The sequence below is a fragment of the Streptomyces sp. NPDC002835 genome (assembly GCF_053591995.1).
In genome coordinates this window covers 56,717-82,191 of sequence record NZ_JBSFUW010000013.1, presented here as the reverse complement: position 1 = coordinate 82,191, position 25,475 = coordinate 56,717, and the positions used below count along the sequence as shown (strand labels likewise).

The following is a 25,475-nucleotide window of genomic DNA, read 5'->3' as shown; positions in this document are numbered from 1 at the left end:
CGGCGGACCGGGCGGGGGTCGCCGGGCCCGGGTCGTCGGGGCGCCGGTCATTCGGGGCGCACGCGGCCCGGTCATCCGGCCGGGGCCGTCGGACAGCCGGCAGCCCCGGCCGGCAGGTCACTCGGCTGCCGCGCGCCACTTCTCGTCGAGGACGATGGTCTTCATCTGCTCGATCGTCAGCACCGGCTCCGCGCGGCTGGCGTCCTGGCCCTGGCCCGGTGCGTTGAAGGCCATCATCACGACCCGGAAGCCGTCGGGGTGCAGGGTGTCCACCGTCCAGCCGACGGTGCCCTCGCCGCCCTTCTGATCCGGATCGTTCTCCTTCTTCACCAGGACCTTGGTGCCGTCGGTGAGCGTCGTCACATCGCCGGTGAAGTGGTCCTTCAGCAGGTCCTTCATACCGTTCTGGACGTTGACCTGGATGAAGCTCGCGCCCTGGCCGTCGTCGGCGACGACGAACCCGTAGCCGGGATCGCCCTGCTGGTCGACGACCTTCAGGCCCTTGGGGAGCAGGGGGATGAGGACCTTGTTCACCGGGACTCCGGTGGACTCCCCGGGCTGGGCCGCCTCCTTGCGGGGTTCGCCGAACTGCGCACCGATCGTGCGCCACGCCTCGGCGGTGACCAGGGCCTTCATCTGCGCCGCCGTCAGAGGCGGGGCCGACCGGCTGACCGCCGCGCCCTTCTCCGCGGGCGCGTTCCACTCGCTGGCGTCGACCATCACGCCCTTGGGTGTGATGAGGGTGGCCCGCCACACCTTGGTGTCCGCACGCCGGTCCGGGTACTCGTAGCCCTGGAACAGCATGTACCGGGAACCGTCGGACAGCGTCTCCTCCTTGCAGTCGTCGTGCTGCACCAGCGCCTGCGACGGACAGGTCACAAAGTCGGCGGCGCTCTTCCCCGCCGGGTCGACGACATTGACGCCGAGGCCGATCGCCGCCGCGCCCCTGCCGTCGTCGAACACCAGGGAGGCATAGGCCTGCGGAGGACCGTCGGAGATGCCCCGGCCGTTCTCCTGGGTCGTCTTCCCTTCGGGAAGCAGGCCCTTCAACGTCTCGATCACCTGTTCCTTGGTGACACCGCCGGTCTCGACCGAGCCGGGGGCCGTCGACTTGGCCGGAGCCGTCGGAGTGGCAGCGGTCTCCGGAGCGGCCGGGGCCGTCGGTGCCGCAGGAGACGCGGCCGCGGCCGACGCCTTGTCGTCGCCCGCGCCGAGCGAGCCGGTCGCGTAGCCGCCGGCCACGGTGACCACGGCCAGCGCCAGGACACTGCCGGTCATGGCTGCCACCCGTCGACGGGCAAGCCGGCGGCGGCCGCGGGTCAGTCCGCCGTCCACGAGTCCCGGCCGGTCGGAGGGCCGGAAGGTGTCCCCGGTACGGCGCATCGCCTCACCGAGCTCGTCCTCAAAAGGCATGGGGAACCACACTCTCTGGTCGTCATACGGAATGAAGTGTCCGGGCCCGCCCAGGGGCCGCGGTAAGGCAGGTGCGTGCGCTAGCGAGCCGCGAACTCGACCAGGCTGCCGCCCAGTTGCTCGCGGAGTTTGGTGAGTGCGCGTACGGATCTGGTGCGTACGGCGGCCGAGCTGACGTTCATCGCGTCGGCGGTCTCCTCGATGCTGCGGTCCTCCCAGTACCGCAGCACGACGACCGCCCGGTCCTTCGGCGAGAGCCGGTCGAGCGCTCCGAGAAGCGCGAGGCGCAGCTCCGGGTCGTCGCCGGAGAGCAGTGCGGAGTCGGGCAGTTCGCCGACGGGCCGTTCGGAGGCGGAGCGCCGTCGCCGGTGGGTGAGGAACGCGCGGACGAGCACGGTCTGGGCGTAGCCCGCGGGATTGTCGAGCCGGGAGACACGGCCCCACAGCATGTACATCTTGCCGAGCGTTTCCTGCACCAGGTCCTCCGCGAGGTGGGTGTCCCCGCTGGTCAGGAGGCAGGCGGAACGATAGAGGTGCGCGGCTCGGTTGGCCGCGAACTCTCGGTACTCCTCGATTCGGGACGCTCTCATCCCTTGTCCACTCTCCCCCGTGCGTACCGACGACCCCTTCACCTCATTGACGCGGCGGCGTCCCCGTAATGTTTCAACCGACTTCGCGAGCCGGCTCACCGGCCCCGGGCATTCCGTCCCGTCACCCCGGTGGGCTGCTGCGCCGGACCACGCGCCCAGCTGCCCGCTCAGGTCCGCGCCCAGCTCCCCGCTCAGGTCCGCGCAAAGACTGCGTCGGGTGCCGCCGTTCTCATCAGATGCACGACGAAGCGCAGTTCCCGCGTCTCGTAGTACCCGGCTCGCGCGTCCTGCCACGCCCGTGGGGTCACGCGCCGCTCCAACTCCGCCGCACACGCGCCGAGAGTGTCCCACTCGCGCTCTCCGAGGGCGCCACCCGTGGCGACGCAGACCGCGGCCAGCCGGGCGACGGCGCGGCCGAGCTCGTCGTCGCAGGGCCCCTCTCTTCCGCGCCCGAGCCAGTGGGCCAGCGCGTACAGCGCGGCCTCCCGCCGGGCGCCGTACCAGAAGGCAGGCCGGAGCGGATTCCCCTCGGCCGGCCGCGGCACACGCCGGCCCCGCCGCTTGGCCTCGGCCCGCAGGACCGCATAGCCACGGACGTCCGCCTGCCACAGCGCCCGGCTCGCTCCGATCACGTCGAGGGCGCGCAGCAGCGACATCTCGTCCTCACGGAAGGGGCCCGAGGTGGCCTCCAGATAGCCGACCGTCGCTTCGAAACCGATCGGCCGGTACAGCTGGACGCACGAACGCAGGGACACGACCCGGTGCCCGTAGGGCAACGAGGTGTCCCGGACCTTGCGTGCGAAATTGTTGAACCCCATACCCCCGCCTTCCGGCCTCCGGCTCGCCCGCCGCTCAGGGCAACAGTTTCAACGGCTGGTACTGATGCGGCCCACCCGTCCACTCGACCCACGTGGGGTCCTCGAGCCGCCACGCCTCGGCCGGTGTCTCCCCCGCCCGGCCGGCCAGTTCCAGCACCTCGTCGTCGGAGTGCGCGAGCCCCATGATCCGCCCGCGCACGGTCACCCGCCGCCCGCCCGAGGGCGAGATCCGGTGGACGACGATCGGCGGGCTTCCGGCCATGCCACCAGCGTGCGCCCCGGACCGCGCCCGGGGCCAGTCCCGTACCGGCTCGGTCGCCGCTGCCCGGGCCGTTGACACGTCGGAGGACCGTTGCTTGGCTGGCTGGACCGCAAGCGCTTTCCGGCCGAACCTTGGAGCGTTCAGGTGGAGTTCTCGCGTCGTTCCGTGCTGTCCGTGATCCCCGCCGCGACACTGCTTGCCGTGGCAGAGCCCCTGCGCGCCGCGGCCGCGCCCCGGTCCCGACCCGCCGGGCCGGCCGCCGACCACGCCACTGTGCTCCGCAACACGGTCGCCGTCCTCGCCGGCACCACCGAGGCCAACGCGCACCCCGAGGTGGCCCCGAAGCTCGCGTCCGTCGTCCGCACGGCCCGGTCCCGGCTCGCCGCGATGGACGGCGCCGGACCGGGCGAGCTCTTCAAGGGCGTCCCGCTGGGCACCGACGAGGCCAACCTCAGCAGGTCGTTCCAGTATCTGTACGAGATCGCGCTCGCCACCCGTCTCCCCGGCTCCGCCGGCGCGGAACTGCGCGACGACCGAGCGGTGCAGCGGCAGGTCGTCGACGGCCTGGCGTACCTCCACGCCGAGTACTACGGCGACGGGGCGGCGGGGTACTACGGCAACTGGTTCCACTGGGAGATCGGCATCTCCACCCGGCTGACCCGGACCCTCGTCCTCCTCCGCGACGAACTCGCCGCGTACCGGCCCGATCTGACCGCCGCCTGCGTCGCCTCCATGGACGGGTACCTCCGCAACGGCAAGGACGGCGACGTCGACCTCGACTCGCGCTTCCACACCGGCGCCAACCTCGCCGACATCACGACCAACCGGATTCTCCAGGGCGCCGTCCTCGGTGACGACGCCCGGGTCCGGAAGGCCGTCGCCGACCAGCTCACCGTCTTCGCGCGGATCGACCCGTACGACCTGCGCCACGGCGTCACCGACGGCTTCTACGCCGACGGCTCCTTTGTTCAGCACGCGTCCGTCGCCTACACCGGCTCGTACGGCAAGGGCCTGCTCACGCGCATCGTCCAGACCGTGAAGATCCTCGACGGCACGGCCTATGTGCCCGTCGCCGACCTGGTCGGCGTCGTGCAGGGCTGGGTGGCCGACGGCTTCGCCCCGCTGATCTTCGAGGGCTGGATGATGGAGATCGTCAAGGGCCGCGCCGTCTCCCGTACCGGCACCGGGTACGCGGACGTCGCCGCCGTGGTGGAGGCCGTCGTCGACATCTCCGGGTACGCCGCCGGCAGCGACGCCGAGGCCCTCGCCGGTTACGTCAAGTACGTCCGGCAGACCTCGCGGGCGGGCCTCGACCCGCTCACCTTCACCTCTCCGGTCAGCATCGCCCGCTACGCCGGGATCCTCGACTCGCCGGTCCCTGCGAAGGACCTCGTGCCCGACGCCTCCCACACCGCGTTCAACGCGATGGACAGAACCGTCCACCGGCGGCCGGGCTACGCCTTCGCGCTGGCCCGCAGTTCGGACCGGATCAGCAAGTACGAGTACATGAACGGCGAGAACCTGCTGCCGTGGTTCCAGGGCGACGGCGCCCACTACCTCTACCTCGCCGGCCAGGACCAGCGCAAGGCGTTCGGTGTCGACTACTTCACCGCCGTCCCGCCGTACCGGCTGGCCGGCGTCACCGCCCCGGTGGAGGACCGCCGCTCCGTCCCCGAGCTGTACGGCACGCTCTGGTACGACAATCCGGACCGCGGCTTCACGTCATCGTCCGAGTCTCAGAACGCCTACGTCTACTTCCCGCGCGGCACCGACCCGTACTCCGGCGGCGCCCGGCTCGGCGCGTACGGGGCGGCCGGGCTCGTCGTGTCCGACGACGCCGCGTACGCGGCGCAGCAGGCGGGCGAGCTCCCCGGTGACTTCGTCGCCTACCGGGCCGCCCGCGCGACGAAGTCCTGGTTCATGCTCGACGACGAGATCGTCGTCCTCGCCGCCGGTGTGTCCGGCGGGGCGGGCCGGGCGGTGACCACCACGGTCGACAGCCGCATCGCGGCCCCCACCGCCCCGGTCACCCTCACCGGCGGACTCCACGACATGACGCCCTGGCAGGGCCCGGGCACCGCCCCGCCGGCCTGGCTGCGCTACGCCGACGCCGAGCAGGGCACCGCGGTCGGATACGTCTTCCTGTCCGGCCCCGCGCCGACCGCCGCGCTCGGCACGGTCACCCGCAGCCGCCGCGCCGTCCGGCTGTCCAACCCGGACACGGCCGTCACCAAACAGGTCTTCACGCTCTCCTACGAACAGGACGCCGGCTCCGGGCCCGCCGCCATGGCGCACGCCCTCGTACCGAACGCCTCCGCCCGGCAGTTGGCGTCCTACACCCGCGGCCCGCTCTCCGTGCTGGCCAACACCGTCCGCCTCCAGGCGGTCAAGCACACCGGCCTCGGCATCGTCGCCGCCAACACCTTCGCCCCCGGTGTCCACCACGCGGAGCGCCTCGCGATCGACGGCCCGGCGTCCGTACTGCTCCGCACGGCGGCCGACGGCACCGTCTCGATCGCGGTGTCCGACCCGACGACGACGCGCCGCACGGTCTCCCTCACCCTCCACGGCCGGGCCCTGCGCCCCGTCTCCGCCGACGACGCCGTCCACGTCCGCCGCGTCCCCGGCGGCACCCGCCTGGACGTCACGACCCACCACGCGTACGGCCGCACCTTCACGGCGACGCTGCGTCGGCGGACCTGACTCGTTCCGGCGTGCGGCCGGACCGCCCCTCCCGCGACTCGGAGATCAGGGGCCACGGAGAATACAGGGGCGGCTGACGCACCCTGGGGCAGGACGGCGCAGCAGGACGGAAGGAAAGAACATGACGGAGCCCACCACCGGTCGCGCGCCGGCACCCGCCGGCCGACCGGGCCTCCCGGCGGAGCAATCCCTGCGGCAGGCACGGCTGCGCCCACCGCGCCTGGAGCAGGGCGACCTGGTCACCGTCGTGTCCCCGTCGTGGCAGGGGGCGGAGGTCTTCCCCGAGCGCGCCGCGCGCGGGCTGAAGGACCTCTCCAACCGGTCCGGGCTGCAGGTGCTCCAGGCCACGCCCGTGCCCGGACACGAACCCGGGTCGCGGCGGGCCCGTGCGGAGGAGTTCAACGCGGCGCTCAGGAACCCGGACGTCAAGGGCGTCCTGTGGATGATCGGCGGCATCACCGCCGCGGAACTCCTCGATCTGATCGACTACGACGCGTTCGCGGCGCACCCCAAGGTCCTGTGCGGCTACTCCGACGCCACCGTGCTGCACCACGCGCTGTACGCCCGCACGGGCGTGACCAGCTTCTACGGCCCGGCGGTGCTCTCGGAGTTCGCCGAGAGCGGCGGGACCCCGGAGTACACCTTCCGCTCGTTCACCGACGTCACGATGCGCGGCTGGAGCGGAACGTACCCGCGCACCGCCGACGTCCTCGACGAGTTCGTCGACTGGGCGGGCGACGACCGCCCCCGGGTCGCGGAAACGGCCCCGCCCCGGACGGTCCTGCGGCCCGGCACGGCGCAGGGCCCGCTGCTGCCCGGCTGCATCCCCAGCGTCCTCCAACTGCTCGGCACGCCCTGGCTGCCCGACTGGTCCGGCCACGTACTGGCGCTCGAGTTCGCCAACGACGACGGCTACGGCCCCGACCACGCGGCCCGGGACCTGTGGCAACTGCGCCACGCGGGCCTCCTCGACCGGGCGGCCGGACTCGCCCTCGGTCGCCCCCGGCTCTGGACCCCCGACCAGCGGGCCCAGCTGGACCGCGTGCTCCTCGACGTCTGCCACGGGCTGGACTTCCCGATCGTGACGGAGTTCGAGTTCGGCCACACCGACCCGATCCTCACCCTCCCGCTCGGCGTCCCGGCCGAGCTGGACGGAGACGAACTCCGCCTGCTGGAAACGGCCGTCCACTGAACGGCGCCCGCGGAATTCGGACCCGAGACCTGCGTAACCGCTCGCCTTCCGCGGCGGCGGTCTGGTGCCCGGTCGCCGACTCGACCGTACGAGTTGGCGTGTTTTCGTCGGCGGTGGCCGGGACTGTGGTGGCTGACGCCAGGCCAGTGGCGGCCGCTTACCGTGGTCATTCAGATGCGTGTACGCGTCAGATGAACTCCTCCTTCTTCTTCGGGGACAGGTCCGGCGGGGTTCGTATGCCGTGGTGGCGGCGGAGTGCCGAGAGGGCTGCGAAGTACCCGCACATGCCGTGGACGGAGGGGCCGGGGGGAGTGGATGCCGAGCACAGGTACACGCCGGGCAGCGGTGTGGTGTACGGGTCCCAGCGTGCGGTCGGCCGGGCCAGTGACTGGCGCAGGGTCATGGCTCCTGCGGCGATGTCCCCGCCGACGTAGTTGGGGTTGTACTCCTCGTACTGGGCGGCCGAGAGACCGCGAGAGGCGATGATCGTGTCGGTGAACCCAGGTGCGTACCCCTCGATGCGCCGCCGGATCAAGTCGACCGGGTCGCGCGTGTCCCCGTGGGGAACGTGGGCGTAGGCCCATACCGGCCTCTTGTCTCCTGCGGCACGGGACGGGTCGGTGACCGCCGGGTCGACGACGAGGACGAAGGGTGCGTCGGCGTGGTGTCCTGCCGCGTTGGCGGTCTCCTGCCGGTAGATGTCGGCGCGTGTCCCGCCCACGTGCACGGTGCCGGCCTCGCCAACGAGGGGGTTGGCCCAGGGGATGGGGCCGTTGACGAGGAAGTCGGCCTTTGCTGCCCCTGGGCCGTACGTGTAGGACGCCAGGGTTCTCCGGTAACGAGCGGGCAGCGGATGCCGCCGGCCGGACATGGCGAGGAAGCCTTTGGGGCCGACGTCCAGCATGACGATGGGGAAGCCGTTGAGTTCGGCCAGGTCCCGGATGTGGTGTCCGGTGTGGATGACGCCACCGTGTGCAGTGATGTCGGCGGCCATGGCGTCGGCGATGCGGACGCTGCCCCCTTCAGGGAGAGGCCAGCCGCTGCTGTGGGCGGCATGGGCCAGCAGCAGGGCTACCGCCGCCGAGGCCACCGAGGGGAGCTTGCCCACCGCGTGCGCGGCGACTCCGGCAAGCAGGGCCCGTGCCGGCTCGGTGCGCAACGGCGTGCGCGAGGTGGCGTGGGCCAGTACGCGCGGCGCCAGCAGCAGCGGAGCAGCCGGGCTGCGGGGCAGGGAGCGCTGAGGGGACAGGAGCAGATCGACCACGTCACTGGAGCGGGCGGCCAAGGGGGCCATGAGGCGGATCCAGCGCGGTCCGTCCGTGCCGAGGTGGTCGGCGGTGCGGTCGATGCTGCGCCAGGCCGCGGCCGCCGTACCGTCGGGCAGCGGGTGGGCGTAGGGCATGTCGGGCTGCAGCAGCCGCACCCCTCGTGCGGCCAGGTCGAACCGGCGGAAGAACGCGGAGGCGGCGGCCATCGGGTGGACCGCCGAGCAGATGTCGTGCGTCACATCGCGGTCGAACAGCGGCGCGGTGCGCAACCCGCCGCCGATGGTGTCGGCCTTCTCGTACAGCTCCACCTTCAGACCGGCGCGGGCGAGTGTGACTCCCGCGGCGAGTCCGTTGGGGCCGGTGCCGACGATGGCGGCATCCGGGGTCATGCGGCGGCCCCTTGGTGTTCGGCGAGCCGGCGGTAGAGGCTGTTGCTCTCGTGGAGGTCGGCGTGTGTGCCGGTGGCCTGCACCCCGCCCCCGTCCAGCACGATGATCTTCTCTGCCTGGACGATGGTGGAGAAGCGGTGGGCGATGACGACGACCGCGCACCGGCGGGAGATGGTGGCGATGCTGTCGCGCAGTGCCGCCTCCGACTCTCCGTCGAGATGGGCGGTGGCCTCGTCGAGGAGCACGATCCTGGGATGTTGCAGGAGGGTACGGGCGATGGCCAGCCGCTGGCGCTGGCCACCGGAGAGGCCGGAACCGCGCTCGCCGAGTTCGGTGTCCAGGCCGTCGGGAAGGGCCGCGATCACCTCGGTGAGATGGGCCATACGCAGAGCGTCGGCCATGTCCTGCTCCGCGGCGTCCGGGGCGGCGTAGAGGAGGTTCTCGCGGATGGTGCCGCGCAGCAGGGTGTGGTCCTGGTCGACGTAGCCGACGAGGGAGCGCAACTGGTCGAGCGGCATCCGGGCGGTGTCGCGCCGGCCGATGCGGACCGTACCGGACACCGGTTCGTAGAGGCGCTCGATGATCTGGAACACGGTGCTCTTGCCCGCGCCCGACGGGCCGACGATGGCGGTGAGTCCGCGTTCGGGGACTGTGAAGGACACCTCGTCGAGGACGACGGCGTCGCTTCCGGGGTAGGAGAAGGAGACCTTCTCGAAGGTGAGGCCGTGCCCTTCGACGACCGCCTCGGGGCCGGTGCCGCCGTCCTCCTGCTCGATGGTGCCGAGCTCTGCGATGCGGTCGATGGAGGCCCTGCCCTGCTGGAACTGGGCGATCGACATGAACAGCATCACCAGCGGCGACACCAGGTAGAAGAGGTACATCATGAACGATGTCAGGTCGGCGGGCGCCAAGTCGCCGGTGGCCACGCGAGCCATGCCCCAGGCGATGACGACGGTCAGCGCGACCTGGGTACCGACGTTCATGGCCGGGGTGAGCATCGCCGAGAGGGCGGAGACGCGGATGCCGGAGCGCCGGGCCCGCTGGGCGAGGCCGGTGATGTGCTCGGTCTCACGGGCCTCGGCGCGGGACGCCTTCACGGTCGGCAGGGCGCCCATGACGCGCATCAGGGCGGAGCCGAAGGTGCTGGTGTCCTCGCGGTTGGTCAACGACACCCGGCGGACCTGACGGGCCAGCAACAGCGAGATCACACTGGCGGCTCCGAGACAGCCGAGGGTGGTGGCGAGCAGCAGCGGATCGAGCCAGGCCATCAGCGCGATCCCGCCGACGACCATGAAGGCGCTGGTGACGATCTGGGCGAGGGCCTGGGTCATGCAGACACGGGCCAGCGAGGTATCGGTGACCATCCGGGCGAACACATCGCCCTGATCCCAGCGGTTGTAGGACTGGAGCCGGGAGCGCAGCAGCCGGGCGGCCAGCGTGTGCCGGATGTCGTGGACGACGTTCTCCCCGGCCCGGCCGATGGCGTACGCGTGGGCGGCGGCGAGGACGGCGTCGGCGGCGAACAGCGCGGCAGCCAGCAGGATCGGGCCCGTCAGCGACCGGTCCGCCGCGACGGCCCCGATCATTTCGCCGATGACCACGGGCTGGGCCAGAGTCGCCGTCGCACCGGCGACGCCGAGGACGATTCCGGTCAGCAGCAGCGCGCGGTGCCTGCGGGCGATCTGCCAGACGTTCACGCCGCGGCCTTGACATAGGCGGAGATGAACATGGGGGACTGTTCGGTGTACAGGTCGCCGTACCAGCTCGCGGTGCGGCTCTCCGGTTCCAGACCGGCGTTACGGGCGTAGGCGTCGACCTCGTCCGGGTGGGTGAGCCGGGACAGTTCGGTGCCGACCCGGGTGCTGCCGTCGGACTCGTACCAGATGTGGGAGCAGTGCCACAGGCCGCCTTCCGGCAGCAGGGTGGAGTGGGTCTGCAGTCCGGTGCCCGGCTCCGGATACGGGGTGAAGTACGTGGCGTGGCTGCGCCCTTCGTGGAGGGCGAGGATGGCGGGCTTGTTGTGGGTCTCCACGATGAGGCGGCCGCCGGGGACGAGCAGGTCGGCGGCGCGCTGGATCGCCTGCTGCTGCTCGTCGGAGGTGAGCAGCATGGACAGGGTGCCGCAGACGCAGTAGACGAGTCCGGCGGTGCGGTCGGCGGTGTAGGTGCGGATGTCGGCGTGTACGGGTTCGACGGAGGTGTCGCCGTCGAGGGCGGTGCGCAGGCCGTCGAGCATCTCGGGGGAGGAGTCGATGCCGGTGATCCGCCCGATGTGCTGGGCGAGCGGCAGCGCGATCCGGCCGGTTCCGACGCCGAACTCGACGGTGCCGGAAGCGGGGTCGGGGTGGAGGGAGGCTATCCGCTTCGCGGTGACGGCGGCGGACTCGTCCTTGGGGAAGAGCCGGTCGTACCAGCCGTCGAACTGCCGCCCGTAGCCGATGTCGTTGACCGCGTTCACTGGTTCTTCCTCCTCCTCTTCAGTTCCACGCCGGCCGCGAGCAGCACCGCGAGTCCGGCGCCGCCGGCGACGGCGACGTTGATGACCCCGGTGCCGACCAGGAAACCGATCACGCCGAATGCCGCGATGAGGCACCCGGCCAGTGCGGGCTTGTTCATCCCGCTCTCCCTTCCGCCGCCCCCGCGCGTTCCGGGGGGCGGCTGTGGACATGCACGGTCACCTCTTGAGAACACCGAAGGCGATGGCTCCGGCGATCACGGCTCCGATGGCGACGACGACGTAGGCAGCGGTCATGGTCAGCTCCTCACTTGGGTCTTGGCGGGCGTCGCGTGGACGGCCGGCGCGTGCGGATCGAGAGGGGTGTAAGGGGAGACGAACACCATCTCGGGGTCGTGGCTCTTGTCGTAGCCGGTGGCGCGGGCCAAAGCGAACTGGAAGCCCCTGACGGTTCGGGCCGAGTCGCCCTGGCCGTCGATGGTGGCGCGCAGATACTCGGTGAGCGTCCGGTACGCGGAGGTACGGGTGACGACGTCGAAGCCCTTGTCGATGACGTGCAGGATCTCGCTGCACATGTCGAAGATGGCCTTCTCCGGGCGGCGGGTCGGGAACCAGGCGATCTGCCAGGGCTTGCGGCCCGCGATCACATCGATGCCCTGCCACCGTGATGTGGTGCCGTCGGTGCCCAGGGTGCGGAAGAGGAAGTGATAGTCGTGCATGGCCGGGGTCGGCGCGAAGAACCGCCAGTTCGGCAGTACCGAGAAGGTGTCCTTGAGCTGCAGCCGGTTGAACATGGGATTCGGGTGCTGGGTGGCGATGGTGCTGACCAGCATGGCGGCCCCGGCGATCCGCCATGCGGCGCCCTTGCCGGTGAACAGGCTTGATACGACGGCGCGGGGGGCGGTCACTTGGCAGCCTCCTTGTCGGTGGACGGGCCGGCTGCTGTGGGGGACGGGCCGGGGTGGGCGAGGTCGTCGAAGAACGCGGTGATGCGGTCGGCGACCCGGTGGGCGAAGCGGCTCTGAGTGAGAACGGTGTCGTGCCCGGCACCTTCGACGACCAGCATGTCGGTGTGCCCTCCCTGGTGCGCTTCGGCGAGCTCCGTGTGCATCAGCAGCTGGTCCGGGTCGCGGTCGACGGTCTGCTGGGCGGAGACGACCAGGCCGTGCGCCCCCTCGATCTTCTCCAGTTCGCCGGAGAATGCCCGGAAGTCGGCTTCCACGGCATCCCATTCGCGGCGTCCGGCGTCCCACATCCGCACATCGGCGTATTGGGCGAAGGCCTTCTTGCGATAGGCGACGGGCAGCGCCTCGATCCAGTCCGGGCGGGCCATGAGGATGCCGGTGCCAAGGCGCAGGAACCAGGTCATCTGGGTGAGGGAGCCGCGCAGCTTCTCGGCGGTGTCACTCTGCTGCTTGGAGCGGTTGAGCTCGTCGGGGTGGGACGAGTCGAGGTAGACGATGCCGTGCAGGCGGTCGCCGAGCTGCTGGGCGGCGCGGCGGGCGATCTCGCCGCCGAGGGAGTGGCCGACGAGGATCACCTCACGGTGCGCGGCGACGGCGCCGTTCACGAGGTCCACGAGGTCGTCGGCGGACTCCGAGAGACCGAAGCGAGCGGCGGACTTGTAGCGGCTTCCGGCGTAACCGGCGCGGGCGTAGGTGATGACGCCGTACTCGGTCTCCTTGGCCAGGCGTTCGGTGATCCACGCGAAATGCTCGCTGGTGGAGACCATCCCGGCGGCGAACACCATGACGGGCCGCCCGCCGTCGCCGTGGGAGAGCACTTCGTACTGGAGCTCGTTGCCGTGGCGGGTCGTCAGCACACGGGAGGTGTGCCAGCCCTCGATGGTGCGCAGGCGTCGCTGGACGGCGGTACCGGCGGCGATCACCGCGGCTCCGGCGAGCAGCGTGAGCGCGGCGGGCAAGGCACGGTCGTCGCGTCCGGCGACGGTGGGGTGGTCTCTGGGCGCCGAGGTGTAGGCGACCATCGGGTGCATGGCGGTGAACGCGGTCACGAACCGGCCGAGTCCCATGAAGTAGCCGTTGGCCAGGTGAAACGCGGCGGCACTGGCGATGACGGGGCGGGCCAGACGGCCGCCGCCGGCGTAGGCGAGAGGGAAGAGGCACTCCAGCGCGAGCACGCCGTGGGTGAGGTACCTGGCGGCCCGGGGGTGGTCCTGGGTCCACTGGAACATGCCCTGGTGACCGTAGGTGCGAGTGCGCATCACGCCGCCGAGCGCGGAAGCGTCGCGCCAGGGCTCGCCGAGAAGCTTGACCCAGCCGGAGATCAGATACGAGACGTTGGCCTGGAGGGCGACGTACCAGAGCAGGGCGTCCTTGGCCGGCGGGGACGGCACCAGCCGGGCGGCGCCGGTGGCCGTCTGCACCAGAATCGCCACCTGGTCTGAGCCGTCGGTGCCGTAGCGGTGGCGCGGGTAGAGCAGGGCCGAGGTCGCGCCGAGGAAGACGCTTCCGGCTCCGCGCCAGCGGGAGTTGCCGGGCAGCAGCATGCCGGCGGAGACCGCCGCGCGAGCGATGTGCAGGGCGGTGGTGGTCCTCGGTCCGCTGACGATGTTCAGCAACCCGCGCACGAGCGGGGTGGATTCGGCCTGGACATCCTTGACGATATTCCAGTCGTTGAGTCCCCCCTTACGTATTTCCTTGCGCTGCGAGAGGTATTCGAGGGACGACGTCAGTGTGGTGACGGCGGCGAGCCGCTCGGACAAGCCTAGGGCACGGTCCCGGCTCACCGGAGCCGGACTGAATACCGCGGCGGCAATCTTCTTGGCGAATTTCACTTAGTCCCTTTCGCGGCGCCCCGAAGGGGAGGGTCCAGGCCGGGCAGGTCTGCCGGGCCAGAACGCACCTCTGGCCCGGCAGACGTAGGACACCTGCCCCGATCAGGGGCCGGCGGATAACAGCCGTTCGGGTGTCAGCCGTTGCGGCCGAGCTCGAACGCGCCGACCACGGCGGAGGAGATCGCCACACCGCCCAGGAAGGCGCCGGGTGTGGCCAGAACCGGGGTGGCGTTGGGGAAGATGACGCCCTCTTCGGGGAGCTCCATCTCGTTCACGGCGTTGGTGACGTCGTTCATCTGATGTCCTTTCGGATCGCCGCCCGAGCGCGGTGGCGCTGAGGCGGTGAGGGGTGTGGGTATCGACCTGCGGGTCGGGTCAGCCGACGGCGCGGCCGAGGGCGTAGGCGCCGCCGACCAGGGTCGCGCCTCCAGCGAAGGCGCCGACGGCCTTGGCGCCGCCGATGGCTGCGAGCGCGGCGGCCGGTGTGGCGAGGACCGGGGTCCCGTCGGTGTGGGTGTCGGCCGCCTCGATGGTGCCGAGGTCCAGGCCGTTGACGAAGGAAACGATCTCGGTCATGACATTCCTTTTCCGTAAAGGCTTCCAGTGGTGATCAGCCACTCCGCGAAGGGGATGCGGAGCGGCCTTCCGCCGCCAGGAGCGGTCAGGGAGCCGAGTCGGAAAGCAGGCCCGTACGCCTGGATGCACGACGTGGATGTCACCCCACATCGCGGATGGTGAATTCCGCCCCGTTTGCCGTCTGTGACGTGCCGCTGGTTCCGGCGGCACATGAAGCCTTCTCAGGCATCGGATGTCGTACCCCTGTTGCGCTGTCCGGTCTGCATCGGCTGGTCGTTCCGAAGCCATCACCAGGCGGCGTGGACGGATGTAAGCATCATTCGGGAGGCGCGCAATATGACCTGGATCACACCCGCATCCGGAGGGTGTGCTTCCGGAGAATGACGTATGTCATGCGGCGTCGTGACACCTGTCATGGGAACCCATGACGCTTCTCACCGTCACCGGCATTCGCAGTCGGTGAACATGTTCTTCATGACAGCCACGATCCAGCCAAATGTGATTGAGGTCACAGGCCTCTGGCGCCGGTACGGCCCCGCGGGAGCGCACGGCTTCGATGCGGTCTGCGGCGTCGAACTCGCCGTAGGGCAGGGAGAGTTGTTCGCACTTCTCGGCACCAACGGCGCCGGCAAGACCTCAACGGTGGAGCTTCTCGAAGGGCTTGCCCGGCCGACGAAGGGAACGATCAGCCTGTTCGGAGGACTTGACCCCGTACGGGACCGCAAACGGGTGCGCGCGCGTACCGGAGTGATGCTCCAGCACGGCGGCTTTCCCACCGATCTGACCGTGGCAGAGACCGTCCGCATGTGGGCCTCCTGCACCACGGACCCCCGCCCGGCCGACGAAGCCGTCTCCATGGTCGGCCTGGCCGCACGCAAGGACGTCGCCGTCAAGAACCTCTCCGGGGGTGAGAAGCGGCGGCTGGACCTGGCGCTGGCCACCCTCGGGCGACCGGACCTGCTGTTCCTGGACGAGCCCACCACCGGCATGGACCCCGAGGGCCGCCACGACACCTGGCAGATCATCAAGCGGCTGCGTGCCGAGGGAACCACGATCCTGCTCACCACGCACTACCTCGAAGAGGCAGAGCAGCTCGCCGACCAACTGGCCATCATGCACGCGGGACGGATCGCCACGACGGGCAGCGTCGCCGACATCGTCGCAGCTCACCCCTCCACCCTCGGCTTCCGCCTCCCGCCCGGCCTCGGCCCCGACGACCTACCACCGGCCGCCGAGTTGAGGGCCGAGACCGGGGTCACCGCCGACGGCCGCGTCGAGCTGTCCACAGGGGACCTTCAGCACACCACCACCGAAGTCCTCGCCTGGGCCCGCGCCAAGGGAGTCGTCCTGCACGGGCTCAACGCCAGCTCGGCCTCTCTGGAGGAAGCCTTTCTGCGGATCGCCAGGAACGGAACGAAGGAACCCGCATGAGCACCCACGCCGCCCATCTCACCGCGCTCTCCCGAGTCGAACTCACCCTCTTCCTGCGCAGCAAGAGCAACCTGTTCAACGTCCTGGTCATCCCCGTGCTGATCGTCATGGGGACCACCACGATCATGAAACAGTTCGACCTCAAGGACGCCGGGCTCGCCATGGGCCAGGTGATGATCTCCACCAGCGCCGGAATCGTCCTGATCATGGCCCTGTATGCACCGCTCATCGGCGTCTACGTGCTGCGCCGCGAGGAGCACGTCCTGAAGCGTCTGCGTACCGGAGAGGTCGGCGACCTCGTCATCCTCGCGAGCCCGGCCGTCCCGATGGCCGTCGCCGCCGTCGCCCAGTTCGCCCTGATCGCCACCGCCGTCTCGATCATCGCCGGCCTCGGCGCCCCCGCCGCCACGCACCTGGTCGTCATCGGCATCCTGCTCGGCACGCTGCTCACCGCTTCGGCCGCCGCGATCAGCACCGCCGCCGCCCGCACCGCGGAGAGCGCCCAGGGCATCAGCACCATCGGCTTTCTGCTGCTGCTGCTCACCTCCGGCACCCTCATCCCGCTGGAGGTGCTCCCCGACACCCTCGGCGACATCCTGCGCTTCTTCCCGCTGACCCCCGTCATCGAACTGGTGCGATCCGGCTGGACCGGTCACGGTGCCGGGATGATTGACTCATTGGTCAGAATCGTGACGCTGCTGGCCTGGACCGCTCTCGCCGCCTGGGGAGCGCAGCGCCGGTTCCGCTGGGAACCGCGTGCCTGACCCCGGCACGGCACGAGCGGCACCGAGGGAGGACGGGGACGACGAATGAGCGGGAGTGAGACAGCGCAGTACCGCACGGACGTCAAGAGAGCGACCGAGCAGACCCGTTGGATGCTGTGCTTCATGCCGTGGCTGCTGCTCGCCTCTCTGCTCTGGCCGCTGCTCACCCGCCTCGCCGCCGCCCACGCGCCCGCCGCCACCGGCTGGTGGATCGCCGCCCTCACCGCCGTGCAGGGAGTCGGCGCCACCACCGCCGTCGCCTACAGCGTCGGCCGGGTCACCCGCCCGAAGGCGCTCGTCGGCGCCATGGCGGCGGTGACCCTCCTCCAACTGGCCCTGTTGCCCTACGCGTACAGCACCGGTCGGCTCGACGGCACCCGCACCCTGGTCACCGCCTCCATCGTGGTGGCCATCCCGCTCGCCTTCGCCCTCTCGCCCATGCTCGGCCGGGCCCACTACGCGGGCGCGGCGCTCGCCGAGTCCGTCGCGGCCGGCGCCGTCGCTCTGTTCCTCGACCGTTCCGCTGCCCCGGCCGTACTGGCCTTCACGGTGGCGGCCTGGACCGTCATCGGGTTGCTGATGCGTTCCTCGCTGTGGTTCCTGGCCGTGCTGTGGCAACTCAACGTCGCCCGCGAGGTACAGGCCAGGCTCGTTGTCGCCGAGGAGCGCCTACGCTTCGCCCGTGATCTCCACGATGTCATCGGCCGCAACCTCTCGGTGATCGCCCTCAAGTCCGAACTCGCCGAACGACTCGCCCAGAACCCCAGGGCCCAGGCGGAGATGGCAGAGGTGCAGAGCCTCACCCGCGGCCTCCACCAGGAGATCAGGGACGTCGTCAAGGGCTACCGCACCACCGATCTGTCCACCGAACTCCAGGGCGCCCGCTCCGTCCTGGAGGCCGCCGGCATCACCTGCCACATCCGCCAGGACAGCGACTCCCCCCTGGGGCAGGAGGCCCAGACCGCCCTCGGCTGGGCCGTCCGTGAGGGCGTCACCAATGTGCTGCGCCACTCCCATGCCGGGAACTGCACCATCCGTCTCTCCCACGCCGCGGGCGGCGCAACCCAGCTGACCATCACCAACGACGGCACCGGCCAGCACCCTCCAGCCGGCGGCGGCGGCAGCGGCCTGGCCGGACTCACCGAACGCCTGGCCCCGCTCGGCGGATCCCTCCACCACGGCGTCTCGACCACGAACACCTATCGTCTGAGCGTGCTCCTACCGAATGAGGCCAACCGATGATCCGCGTCCTCCTCGCCGACGACGAACACCTCATCCGCGGTGCCCTCGCCGCTCTGCTCGCCTTCGAGGACGATCTCGACATCGTCGCCGAGGCCGCCACCGGTACCGAAGCCGTCGCCATGGCGCTCCGCCACAAGCCCGACGTCGCCGTCCTCGACCTTCAGATGCCCGGCAAGGACGGGGTCTCCGTCGCCAAGGAGATCTCTCAGGCTCTCCCCGACTGCAAGACCATGATCGTCACCAGCCACGGCCTGCCCGGCCACCTCAAGCGCGCCCTCTCCAACGGCGTCAAGGGATTCGTCTCCAAGGCGGTCTCCGCCCAGGAACTCGCCACCATCATCCGCACCATCCACGCCGGGAACCGCTACATCGACCCCATCCTGGCCGCCGACGCCATCAGCGCGGGCGAATCCCCCCTCAGCTCTCGTGAGGCCGACGTCCTCTCCCTGGCCGTCGACGGCGCCCCGATCGAGGAGATCGCCGAACGGGCGGCCCTGGCCCCAGGGACCGTGCGCAACTATCTGTCGTCCGTGACGACGAAGCTGGGCGTGGAGAACCGGCACGCGGCGGTACATCTGGCGCAGCAGCGCGGCTGGATCTGACCCTGCGCAGCCCCAGCGCCCGACACCCCGCTGCCGCCCTCTGCGCCCTTGCCCCGTCCCGCCGCGCCGGACAGGTCCAGCGGCATCGCCGGACGGCGGTTCGCCGCCTGTGCACCTCGACCGGTGTCCTCGAACGACTCGACGGGCACGCTCACCGCGCGGCCGTCGATCCGCACCGGGGGCACCGCGTGCGGTGCGGTGACCTCGTGATCATCTAGGGCAGCCCCCTTCATGATGATCCCGGCGACGCCCTCCGGGATCACCCGGTGGACGGCTGGCTCCCGCTTCGGTGGTCCCCCCTCATCGCACCTCAAGCACTGCTCTCACGCGCTCCCCTCGCGCACCCCTTGCATGCGGTGGCACGAGCCGAGGGGCGCTGCCGCCCGCGCCGGGTCGCGCCCCTGGGCATGAAAAAGCCCCAGGTCACAGCGAGTGAGTCCTGGGGCTGATCCGAGCCGCCTTCGGGATTCGAACCCGAGACCTACGCATTACGAGTTGTCCGATCTTGGTCCGGGGGCGTCCATACACATCCGGCAGGTGACAGGAGTCGCTGTTCAGGGGGTTTTCAAACGCCAGCGGACTGTTGGACACGCCTACGGAATCAGTCGCAAGTGAGACCTCATCTGAGACCGTTCCCAAGGGCTATGCCGCGTCCCACTGGTGCGCCCGGCCGCCGCGCCACTCCACCCACACCGGGTCGTCAAGGAGCGGTCCCGGATCCAGGATCCCGGCATGCTCAAGGAACACCACGAGATCGTGATCACTACGGGCGAGGCCGAGGATCTCGTCGCGCCCGCCCCGGCGTCGGTCACCCGCCGGCCGCCGGTCGGGGACGGCCGGTGCACGACGATCGGCGCGCTCATCTGTCCATGCTGCGCCGCTACTGGTGGGATCGCATCCGCGATCTCGACAGGCCACTCCTGCCAGCAGCAGAACGCCCGCCCCTCACGGGGCGGGCGCTGGGCACTACATGGCCTCCTGCTCCGGATACAACGGATGGACGCTTGCAGTGAGCGTGCCGTCCTGTTGCTCGTAGTGGGAGAGCGCCAGTCCAAGACCGAAGAAGGTAGGCGCCCACTCGCCGACGAAGATGCCCCACCGGTCGGCGCGGGCGACACCGGCGCCGGGCTCGGCGTTGAGCGATAGCGCCCAGGTGGCTATGGACAGGCCGATGGACACGAAGGCTGCGGTGTAAGCGTGCTCACTGCGCAGCCCTTTCTCGTGCATTTTCTGAATGATCACAGGGTCTCCCTGTTGGTGTGGGGGCGTGGCACTTTCATCAGGGTCACCCGGCCGGCGGGCCTCCGCATCCGGGAGCGCATGCCCGCTCGACGTCCTAGGAGCTGTCCGGCCGATCATTGATGGCGTGCGTCTGGCTGCTGGTTGAGGCGCCTGTGGCGACGGTCTGAAGGCGATTGCCGGGCGCCTGATGCTGCGCGGCCATCGTCGGATGAGTACGGATGAGGGTCGCAAGCTGACGCGGGTTGTGCAGACGTGTTCCACATACCCGTCGCAGTGGGATGCCTGGACGGCGGACGGCCAGTACCTGTATCTCCGATACCGGCACGGCGAGGGTTGCGTCGAGTGGCATCCCGGCCCGAGGATGACGCCGACACGTCGAAGTCTTGGAACGAGGGCCTCTCCGGGAAGTGGCGCAGGCCGGCCGGTCCTGCACGGCGGTCAGGCGGGAACGCCGGCCCGGTTCAGGACGGCGGCCATCTCGTCTTCAGGGAGCGCCGGGTTGGCGCCCGCGCTGGAGGCCAGCTCGGGTATGTGGAGTGCCTCGCGGAGCCGGTGGAGCGGGAGGCGCGGGTCGCCGGCCGCCGCCTGGCGCGTCCAGACCTCGGGGTCATGGCTGAGCCGCTCGATCAGCGCGGGCGTGGCGGCCGGATCCCGAACAGCCAGTCGGCGGTAGTTCCCGTCCGGGTGGTCCGCGTAGCGGGTGGCGAGGCCCTCGCGGGGAAAGCGAGGGTGCGTCTCCGCCATCCATGCGGAGAACGTCCCGCCGAGCCTCGCGAACACGCGCATCAGGACCTTCTCCGGGGTGTCGGGGTGGTGAATGCCCAGGAGGTTCTCCACCACCGGGTCCTCGACGCGTGCGAGCAGGCGCAGCAGGTCGGGCGGCAGGTGAGGGCTCCGGGCGGCGGCGCGCCGGAGCAGCGGGTGGGCGGAGGTCGCGGCTCGGCGCAGCACCTCGGGGTCGGTCAGCCCGTCCCGTACCCACTGCACGCCGTCGCCCCTGTCGAGGTCACCGGCCGTGAAGTCGATCGCCATGCGCCGTGCCTCGTCCAGCTCGGGCCTGAGGGAGACCGCGAGCCGTACGGCCTCGTCGGGGTCGACGGCGAGCCGCTCCACGAGATCGGCGGGCAACGACGGGTTCTCGGCAAGAGCCGCCAGGTGCGTCCCCTCGGCGACGCACCGCTCGGCGTCGGCGCGGACGAGGAGCCCTCGGCGCAGCGCCTCGGCGGCGGACTTCGGATCCCGGAGGAGTTCGGCGGTGACGTGCGCGTCCCGTCGGCACTCCCGGAGTGCGGCGGCCCGCCGCACTCCGGGATCAGGGTCGGCAAGCAGCGCCGACCGCTCACCCGGCGGCAGGATCTCCCATGCACGCACCGCTTCCTGGCGCGCTGCCGAGCTGTGATGAGTAGCCATTGAGGCCACGAACGACGACGCCAGATGGGGCGAGTCCAGCAGTGCCGTCTGGACAGAAGGGGCGGGGTCGTCGAGCAGGCGGACGCACACGGCGTCCGGGAGCGGCGCGACCTTCGTGCGGGGGCCGTAGACCTCGGGTCCGTACGCAAGAGCTGCCCGCACCTTGAAAGAAGGATCGTCCGCGAGCCGGGCCCGCTGTGCAGGCTCCGCCCTGGCACTCATGGCGAAATCGATCCGGACGCCCGGATCCGGGTGGGCCAGGATCACCCTGACGGCCGACTCGGAAAGCCCGGCCCGCTGCAGCGCACGACGGGGCGGACGACGGTCACCGCCCCCGTCGAAGGCAAGCAGGCGCAGCAGCAGCGGTGTCGACAGCGCCGGATTACAGGCGACACCGTCCAGCGCGGACGCGTGGAACGCGACCATGATTCCCCTACCCCTGCGTCTCCGTCGGCTGGTTCACGCCCATAGTGCCGCGCCCGGCAGCCCGGCGGCCCGTCTGGCGGGCCGGCAGGCCATCATGATCGGCCGGACAGTGCCTTAGCCGAGCACACCGAGGTCCGTGTCCGGCCGGCAGAACTGGCAGGCCTCCACTCCGTCGGCGAGCGCCTGCCGGGCCTGCTCGCTGCTCACTGGCCTCGTCCGCTTCGCCATGCGGCAGTCCCCTACGTGGACCTCGAACGGGCGCCGGTCCTGCCCTATGCCGTGAAAGACCACGACCCCGGGATCGGCCGGCGGCTTCACGCGCGCGGCGCGGGCCACGGCGGCGGCTCGCTGCTCCTCGGCCGCGATCCACCGGTCGGTCTGCTCGAGCTGCTGCTGCTGGACGCGTCGCAGGAAGCGGAGCAGCTCGAGGCGACAGATTCGGACACATATTCGATTCTAGTACTCCAGTGCGGTTTCGTGATCTATCCAGCAAGTTCGTGGATGGATCGTCGTCGGTAGTGGCTGCGTCGGGCTGTTGCCTGGTGGCGTCTGCGCCAGATCGACCAGTGCAGCAGCCTGGCAGCTGTCACGGTCGGCGAGCCGAGGACGAGGGTGACGGGTGGCGGATCTCCGGGACGGTCAAGGAGATCGGTTCGCTGTTGCGAGCCGGGCGGTGCGGACCGGTGGACCGCTTCGGTGCCGCGTCGGTGGCGAGGGCGGTCAGGAAGGCCAGGGCGAGCATGGCGAGCGTGATGTGCCGGTGCCATGAGGTCCAGTTGCGGACCTGGTAGTGATCGAGTCCGACCTGGCCCTTGGCGGCCTGGAAGCACTCCTCGACGCTCCAGCGGACACCGGCGACCCGGACGAGTTCCGCAAGGGGCACTGTGGCAGGTGACCAGCACAGGTAGAAGGCGAGTTCGCCGGTGGTGCGGTTGCGTCGGATCAGCAGGTGGCGGTGTTCGCCGATGCCGATGTGGATCCAGGCCCAGTCGTAGTAGCGCGGGCCTTTCGCACCGGCTCCGGCGCTGTGCCGCTGCCAGGCGGTGGCGGGGAGCCGTTCGGCGACGGTGTCCGCGCGGATGGTGGTGCGGCCCGAGTTGATCCGCACCCGGGTGGAGCAGGCGACCGCGAGAACGTAGCCGGTCCCGCGTGTCTCCAGGGCGGCACGAAGCTGAGGGTCCTGCCCGTAGGCTTCGTCGCCGGTCACCCACGGTGCCTTCACCCCGGCGTCCAGCGTGGCGGCGATCATCTCCCAGGCCAGGCGGGGCTTGGTCTGGAACTGCACAGTCTCGGGTATCCCGGCCGCCCGGCGGCGCTCGGGATCGGAGCACCAGGACTGTTCGGGCAGGTAGAGCCGGCGGTCGATCAGGGCCCGTCCCCGGCTGGTGGCGTAGGCGAGGAAAACGCCGACCTGGGAGTTCTCGATGCGCCCGGGGGTACCGGTGTACTGGCGCTGCACGCCCGCCGAAGCCCGGCCCTTCTTCACGAAGCCGGTCTCGTCCACGATCAGCACCGAGCCCTGGGCGCCGAGGTGTTCGACGGCGTAGGCGCGGATGTCATCGCGGACGGCGTCGGCGTCCCAGCGGGCGTAGCGCAGCAGCCGCTGCATCGGCCCCGGCCGCGCATGGCCTGCCTGTTCGGCCAGCTGCCAGCAGTCTTCCGCTCCACCTTCGACAACAGCCCGAGCAAGTAGGCGCGGGCACTCGCCCTCGGCTCAACTCGGCTGAACCGGCCCGTGATCCGGGCCACAGCCTGCTCGAACATCGCCCGCCATCGGGCGCCGTCTATGCTGTGACCTGCGGCCACTGCACGATCTTCGTTTGTCCACACACCAACCGATGATCACGCGGTGGCCGTACCCGTTCCCAGCCGGGTCCGACCCAAGATCACGAAGTCACACTGGAGTACTAGCCCCGATCGAATGAGTTGTCGTACCACTCGATGGTCGTGCCGATGAGACTCGCGGCGACGATGCGCTTGAGCGAACTGGGAGCTGGTGGAGCGCTTGCGGGGGCGGCCATGGACACCACTTCCGGACAGTTGGCGGGGACGTTTGCGTGTCGCCACACCGTAGGAAGGGCCAGGTGAGGGGCGTATGTGGTGGGACACCATAGTTCAGCGATCCGGGGTGCGTGCGCCCACCATGGAGGGGGTCCGGTAGCTCCGTGACGGCTTCGATGAGGCGGCGAGTAGGGCTGTCTGAGTTGCGCTGTCCGGGCATGATTTGGAGGCGCTGTGCTGACTCCCGTGCTGACTTGGTGCTGACTACGCTGTGGAGAACTCCGGCATGTGTTGCAGATCGGACGGTGTCCAGCCGGCGGCGAGGAACCCCTGGTCGTGGAGAGTGGTGCCCGGGGCCGCCCTGCTGGTCTTCCCGCCGCCGCACACCGGGCTGTGCGGGGCGCCGCGAGGATGCGACGACCTCAACGCTCAGGCGTGGCGGTCCGAGGGCCGGACGTTCGAGAGTCAGAACGGCCCTCGGGGGCCGGGATGCGGGGGTTACTCGTCCACGACGGAGAGCTCGCGGTCGTTCAGCGGCTGGGTCGGCCGATTGCTCTTCGGGAACAACTCCTTGTACGTGGCCACCTCGTCCGGGGCGACCCGGACCGGGGCCTTGAGAACGGTCCACTTGACGCCCTCGGTGCATGGCGGGGTCGTCAGTGAGCCCTCGTAGTGGTACTGCTTGCGGTCACCGGGCAGGAACGCGGTGAGGTCGAATGCCTTGGTGATCTTCGCCGTGGTGCCCTCCTCGGGCGGCAGCTTCTTGAAGAGGTCCGCGAACGCGGACCTGCCGGCCTTCGCCTCCATCAAGACGGCCACCACGGCGAGCTTGCCGTTCTTGTCCGCGTGCACGAAGTGCATCTCCATCGCGGTGTGCTCGCCCTCCTCCGTGTGCTCGCTCGGGAGGTGGAAGTGGAACTGCTTGAGGTCGTAGGAGGTGCCGTCGATGACGATTTTGCTGCCTGTGGAGACATTGGCCTGGACGGTGTGGCCGTTGTTCACCAGCTCCGCGGTGACGGGCCTGTAGTCGATGGTCACTGCCTTGTCGACCGGGGCCTCGTCCACCTTGTCGTCGTCGAGATCGATCGGGGACTGCTCGTGCCCGGCCTCACACGCCTCGAAGTCCTCGGCGAGGGTCGCCCAGTTCGCCGGACCGCTGGCTCCCTGGTAACCCCAGTGGGCACCCTCCTTCTTCTCGGCCTTTCCGTCGGACTGAGGTGAAGCGGCCACGGCCGGTTTCTCCATCGTGTCCGTGCCGGCATCTCCCTCGGCGCAGGACGTGGCCGTGAAGACCGTGAGGGTGGTGACTCCGGCTATCGCGGCCATGCGTATGACATTGGAAGACATGCTTGTTCCACCTCGCGGAGGTTGGCTGATCGTGGTCCTCGGCACCCGCTGGGTGCCGACCCCCACTGTTCCGCCTCGCTGACCAGCGCTTGGACAAGCAATGAACAAGAGAGAATCAATAAAGGTAAGCGATCGTTCAAATTCCGACTACTGCTGGGTCTTTCACCGCGACTCCCAGGCAGGCCCAGCCCGCGCGTCTGCTCCCAGGCTCGGGCCTGCTCTCTGGCTGCCTGCGGCTCGGCGCGCTCCTGCCGCTGCCGGTCCTGTTCCGCCGCCCGCGTCCGCCGTAACTCCTCCTCCTGCTGCCGCCTTCGCTCGGCGACCTTCGCCTCCTGGCGCTGCTGGTGTACGGACAGCAGTTGACTCGCCGAGGACTTCTTGCGCGCCACATCCCCTCCCACCGGGCCGATCCCGCCGTACGACGCTCCCCACCGGCATGGAGCCAAGGGCCTGTCCAAAGTGAGGTCAGGAGCCAGTCGTGATGAGGGACTTCAAGACGTTCGGTGTAACTCCCGACGTAGCACGACGTGAGCCTCCCCCGCCGTCA

Annotated in this window: 23 protein-coding genes and 2 pseudogenes; 7 read left to right on the top strand and 18 right to left on the bottom strand. The window is 70.2% G+C overall.

Going from position 1 to position 25,475, the window contains the following annotated elements; translation table 11 throughout:
* Nucleotides 1–117: 117 nt before the first annotated feature.
* The 4 genes from ACWD01_RS16720 to ACWD01_RS16705 all read right to left on the bottom strand — a co-directional run bounded on the left by ACWD01_RS16720 (nt 118) and on the right by ACWD01_RS16705 (nt 3,083).
* A complete protein-coding gene (locus ACWD01_RS16720; protein ID WP_451162371.1) occupies nt 118–1,413 on the bottom strand; it encodes a hypothetical protein in 1,296 nt (431 codons plus the stop codon).
* Between the two features lie 80 nt (nt 1,414–1,493).
* Nucleotides 1,494–2,003, bottom strand: a complete 510-nt coding sequence (locus tag ACWD01_RS16715) for a SigE family RNA polymerase sigma factor (RefSeq protein WP_451162369.1) — start codon at nt 2,001–2,003, stop codon at nt 1,494–1,496.
* 191 nt (nt 2,004–2,194) lie between these two features.
* Nucleotides 2,195–2,821 carry a hypothetical protein gene (locus tag ACWD01_RS16710; RefSeq protein WP_451162367.1) on the bottom strand — a complete coding sequence of 209 codons (627 nt, stop codon included), beginning with the start codon at nt 2,819–2,821 and terminating at the stop codon, nt 2,195–2,197.
* 34 nt (nt 2,822–2,855) lie between these two features.
* Nucleotides 2,856–3,083: a hypothetical protein gene (locus ACWD01_RS16705; RefSeq protein ID WP_451162365.1), complete on the bottom strand. Its 228-nt coding sequence runs from the start codon at nt 3,081–3,083 to the stop codon at nt 2,856–2,858.
* A gap of 144 nt (nt 3,084–3,227) precedes the next feature.
* Here ACWD01_RS16705 and ACWD01_RS16700 point away from each other — a divergent pair, with 144 nt between their 5' ends.
* Complete coding sequence (locus tag ACWD01_RS16700; RefSeq protein WP_451162363.1) at nt 3,228–5,786, top strand: polysaccharide lyase family 8 super-sandwich domain-containing protein; 2,559 nt, start codon at nt 3,228–3,230, stop codon at nt 5,784–5,786.
* A gap of 121 nt (nt 5,787–5,907) precedes the next feature.
* A complete protein-coding gene (locus tag ACWD01_RS16695; protein ID WP_451162361.1) occupies nt 5,908–6,978 on the top strand; it encodes a S66 peptidase family protein in 1,071 nt (356 codons plus the stop codon).
* A 187-nt stretch (nt 6,979–7,165) separates the two neighbouring features.
* Here ACWD01_RS16695 and ACWD01_RS16690 read toward each other — a convergent pair whose 3' ends face one another.
* From ACWD01_RS16690 to ACWD01_RS16655, 8 genes are all read right to left on the bottom strand, one after another.
* The gene (locus tag ACWD01_RS16690; RefSeq protein WP_451162359.1) at nt 7,166–8,635 is read right to left on the bottom strand and encodes a phytoene desaturase family protein; all 1,470 of its coding nucleotides are present in this window, start codon (nt 8,633–8,635) and stop codon (nt 7,166–7,168) included.
* Nucleotides 8,632–10,332: an ABC transporter ATP-binding protein gene (locus ACWD01_RS16685; RefSeq protein ID WP_451162357.1), complete on the bottom strand. Its 1,701-nt coding sequence runs from the start codon at nt 10,330–10,332 to the stop codon at nt 8,632–8,634. Before ACWD01_RS16685 ends, ACWD01_RS16690 begins: the two co-directional genes overlap by 4 nt.
* Complete coding sequence (locus tag ACWD01_RS16680) at nt 10,329–11,093, bottom strand: class I SAM-dependent methyltransferase (protein WP_451162355.1); 765 nt, start codon at nt 11,091–11,093, stop codon at nt 10,329–10,331. The genes ACWD01_RS16685 and ACWD01_RS16680 overlap by 4 nt, the downstream gene beginning before the upstream one ends.
* The gene (locus tag ACWD01_RS16675; protein ID WP_451162353.1) at nt 11,090–11,251 is read right to left on the bottom strand and encodes a hypothetical protein; all 162 of its coding nucleotides are present in this window, start codon (nt 11,249–11,251) and stop codon (nt 11,090–11,092) included. The genes ACWD01_RS16680 and ACWD01_RS16675 overlap by 4 nt, the downstream gene beginning before the upstream one ends.
* A gap of 138 nt (nt 11,252–11,389) precedes the next feature.
* Nucleotides 11,390–11,998: a hypothetical protein gene (locus tag ACWD01_RS16670; protein WP_451162351.1), complete on the bottom strand. Its 609-nt coding sequence runs from the start codon at nt 11,996–11,998 to the stop codon at nt 11,390–11,392.
* Nucleotides 11,995–13,815 (bottom strand): alpha/beta fold hydrolase, encoded by a 1,821-nt coding sequence (locus ACWD01_RS16665; protein WP_451162349.1) that lies wholly within the window; start codon nt 13,813–13,815, stop codon nt 11,995–11,997. The genes ACWD01_RS16670 and ACWD01_RS16665 overlap by 4 nt, the downstream gene beginning before the upstream one ends.
* Before the next feature lie 206 nt (nt 13,816–14,021).
* Nucleotides 14,022–14,183 (bottom strand): hypothetical protein, encoded by a 162-nt coding sequence (locus ACWD01_RS16660; protein WP_451162347.1) that lies wholly within the window; start codon nt 14,181–14,183, stop codon nt 14,022–14,024.
* 79 nt (nt 14,184–14,262) lie between these two features.
* On the bottom strand, nt 14,263–14,463 hold the full coding sequence (locus ACWD01_RS16655; protein ID WP_451162345.1) for a hypothetical protein: 201 nt from the start codon (nt 14,461–14,463) through the stop codon (nt 14,263–14,265).
* 474 nt (nt 14,464–14,937) lie between these two features.
* On the opposite strand from ACWD01_RS16655, the gene ACWD01_RS16650 reads away from it, so the two are divergent.
* From ACWD01_RS16650 to ACWD01_RS16635, 4 genes are read left to right on the top strand one after another with little or no spacing between them, the layout of a single operon-like run.
* Complete coding sequence (locus ACWD01_RS16650; RefSeq protein ID WP_451162343.1) at nt 14,938–15,894, top strand: ABC transporter ATP-binding protein; 957 nt, start codon at nt 14,938–14,940, stop codon at nt 15,892–15,894.
* Nucleotides 15,891–16,658, top strand: coding sequence for an ABC transporter permease (locus ACWD01_RS16645; RefSeq protein ID WP_451162341.1), 768 nt, complete (start codon nt 15,891–15,893; stop codon nt 16,656–16,658). The genes ACWD01_RS16650 and ACWD01_RS16645 overlap by 4 nt, the downstream gene beginning before the upstream one ends.
* Nucleotides 16,659–16,703: 45 nt before the next feature.
* The gene (locus ACWD01_RS16640; protein ID WP_451162339.1) at nt 16,704–17,900 is read left to right on the top strand and encodes a sensor histidine kinase; all 1,197 of its coding nucleotides are present in this window, start codon (nt 16,704–16,706) and stop codon (nt 17,898–17,900) included.
* Entirely contained in the window at nt 17,897–18,502 is a 606-nt protein-coding gene (locus ACWD01_RS16635; RefSeq protein WP_451162337.1) for a response regulator, read from the top strand. The genes ACWD01_RS16640 and ACWD01_RS16635 overlap by 4 nt, the downstream gene beginning before the upstream one ends.
* Before the next feature lie 642 nt (nt 18,503–19,144).
* Here ACWD01_RS16635 and ACWD01_RS16630 read toward each other — a convergent pair.
* The 4 genes and pseudogenes from ACWD01_RS16630 to ACWD01_RS16615 all read right to left on the bottom strand — a co-directional run bounded on the left by ACWD01_RS16630 (nt 19,145) and on the right by ACWD01_RS16615 (nt 21,808).
* Nucleotides 19,145–19,365: pseudogene (locus ACWD01_RS16630) on the bottom strand (hypothetical protein).
* Between the two features lie 103 nt (nt 19,366–19,468).
* Nucleotides 19,469–19,729 carry a hypothetical protein gene (locus ACWD01_RS16625; RefSeq protein ID WP_451162335.1) on the bottom strand — a complete coding sequence of 87 codons (261 nt, stop codon included), beginning with the start codon at nt 19,727–19,729 and terminating at the stop codon, nt 19,469–19,471.
* Between the two features lie 453 nt (nt 19,730–20,182).
* The gene (locus tag ACWD01_RS16620) at nt 20,183–21,580 is read right to left on the bottom strand and encodes a Mucin-2 (RefSeq protein ID WP_451162333.1); all 1,398 of its coding nucleotides are present in this window, start codon (nt 21,578–21,580) and stop codon (nt 20,183–20,185) included.
* A 114-nt stretch (nt 21,581–21,694) separates the two neighbouring features.
* The gene (locus ACWD01_RS16615) at nt 21,695–21,808 is read right to left on the bottom strand and encodes a DUF6233 domain-containing protein (RefSeq protein WP_451162331.1); all 114 of its coding nucleotides are present in this window, start codon (nt 21,806–21,808) and stop codon (nt 21,695–21,697) included.
* A 15-nt stretch (nt 21,809–21,823) separates the two neighbouring features.
* Between ACWD01_RS16615 and ACWD01_RS16610 the strand changes: the two genes are divergently transcribed.
* The gene (locus tag ACWD01_RS16610) at nt 21,824–22,099 is read left to right on the top strand and encodes a hypothetical protein (RefSeq protein ID WP_451162329.1); all 276 of its coding nucleotides are present in this window, start codon (nt 21,824–21,826) and stop codon (nt 22,097–22,099) included.
* A gap of 67 nt (nt 22,100–22,166) precedes the next feature.
* On the opposite strand, the pseudogene ACWD01_RS16605 reads toward ACWD01_RS16610, so the two are convergent.
* Together ACWD01_RS16605 and ACWD01_RS16600 are read right to left on the bottom strand one after the other, a co-directional pair.
* Nucleotides 22,167–23,344: pseudogene (locus ACWD01_RS16605) on the bottom strand (IS701 family transposase).
* Between the two features lie 735 nt (nt 23,345–24,079).
* Nucleotides 24,080–24,928: a carbonic anhydrase gene (locus tag ACWD01_RS16600; RefSeq protein ID WP_451162327.1), complete on the bottom strand. Its 849-nt coding sequence runs from the start codon at nt 24,926–24,928 to the stop codon at nt 24,080–24,082.
* Nucleotides 24,929–25,475 lie beyond the last annotated feature (547 nt).

Coding starts and splice junctions, on each gene's coding strand:
- ACWD01_RS16635 (WP_451162337.1), top strand. CDS start 17,897: ATGATCCGCGTCCTCCTCGCCGACGACGAACACCTCATCCGCGGTGCC.
- ACWD01_RS16695 (WP_451162361.1), top strand. CDS start 5,908: ATGACGGAGCCCACCACCGGTCGCGCGCCGGCACCCGCCGGCCGACCG.
- ACWD01_RS16690 (WP_451162359.1), bottom strand. CDS start 8,635: ATGACCCCGGATGCCGCCATCGTCGGCACCGGCCCCAACGGACTCGCC.
- ACWD01_RS16655 (WP_451162345.1), bottom strand. CDS start 14,463: ATGACCGAGATCGTTTCCTTCGTCAACGGCCTGGACCTCGGCACCATC.
- ACWD01_RS16615 (WP_451162331.1), bottom strand. CDS start 21,808: ATGGCGAAGCGGACGAGGCCAGTGAGCAGCGAGCAGGCCCGGCAGGCG.
- ACWD01_RS16705 (WP_451162365.1), bottom strand. CDS start 3,083: ATGGCCGGAAGCCCGCCGATCGTCGTCCACCGGATCTCGCCCTCGGGC.
- ACWD01_RS16650 (WP_451162343.1), top strand. CDS start 14,938: ATGACAGCCACGATCCAGCCAAATGTGATTGAGGTCACAGGCCTCTGG.
- ACWD01_RS16620 (WP_451162333.1), bottom strand. CDS start 21,580: ATGGTCGCGTTCCACGCGTCCGCGCTGGACGGTGTCGCCTGTAATCCG.
- ACWD01_RS16645 (WP_451162341.1), top strand. CDS start 15,891: ATGAGCACCCACGCCGCCCATCTCACCGCGCTCTCCCGAGTCGAACTC.
- ACWD01_RS16710 (WP_451162367.1), bottom strand. CDS start 2,821: ATGGGGTTCAACAATTTCGCACGCAAGGTCCGGGACACCTCGTTGCCC.
- ACWD01_RS16660 (WP_451162347.1), bottom strand. CDS start 14,183: ATGAACGACGTCACCAACGCCGTGAACGAGATGGAGCTCCCCGAAGAG.
- ACWD01_RS16640 (WP_451162339.1), top strand. CDS start 16,704: ATGAGCGGGAGTGAGACAGCGCAGTACCGCACGGACGTCAAGAGAGCG.
- ACWD01_RS16720 (WP_451162371.1), bottom strand. CDS start 1,413: ATGCCTTTTGAGGACGAGCTCGGTGAGGCGATGCGCCGTACCGGGGAC.
- ACWD01_RS16600 (WP_451162327.1), bottom strand. CDS start 24,928: ATGTCTTCCAATGTCATACGCATGGCCGCGATAGCCGGAGTCACCACC.
- ACWD01_RS16715 (WP_451162369.1), bottom strand. CDS start 2,003: ATGAGAGCGTCCCGAATCGAGGAGTACCGAGAGTTCGCGGCCAACCGA.
- ACWD01_RS16675 (WP_451162353.1), bottom strand. CDS start 11,251: ATGAACAAGCCCGCACTGGCCGGGTGCCTCATCGCGGCATTCGGCGTG.
- ACWD01_RS16625 (WP_451162335.1), bottom strand. CDS start 19,729: ATGCACGAGAAAGGGCTGCGCAGTGAGCACGCTTACACCGCAGCCTTC.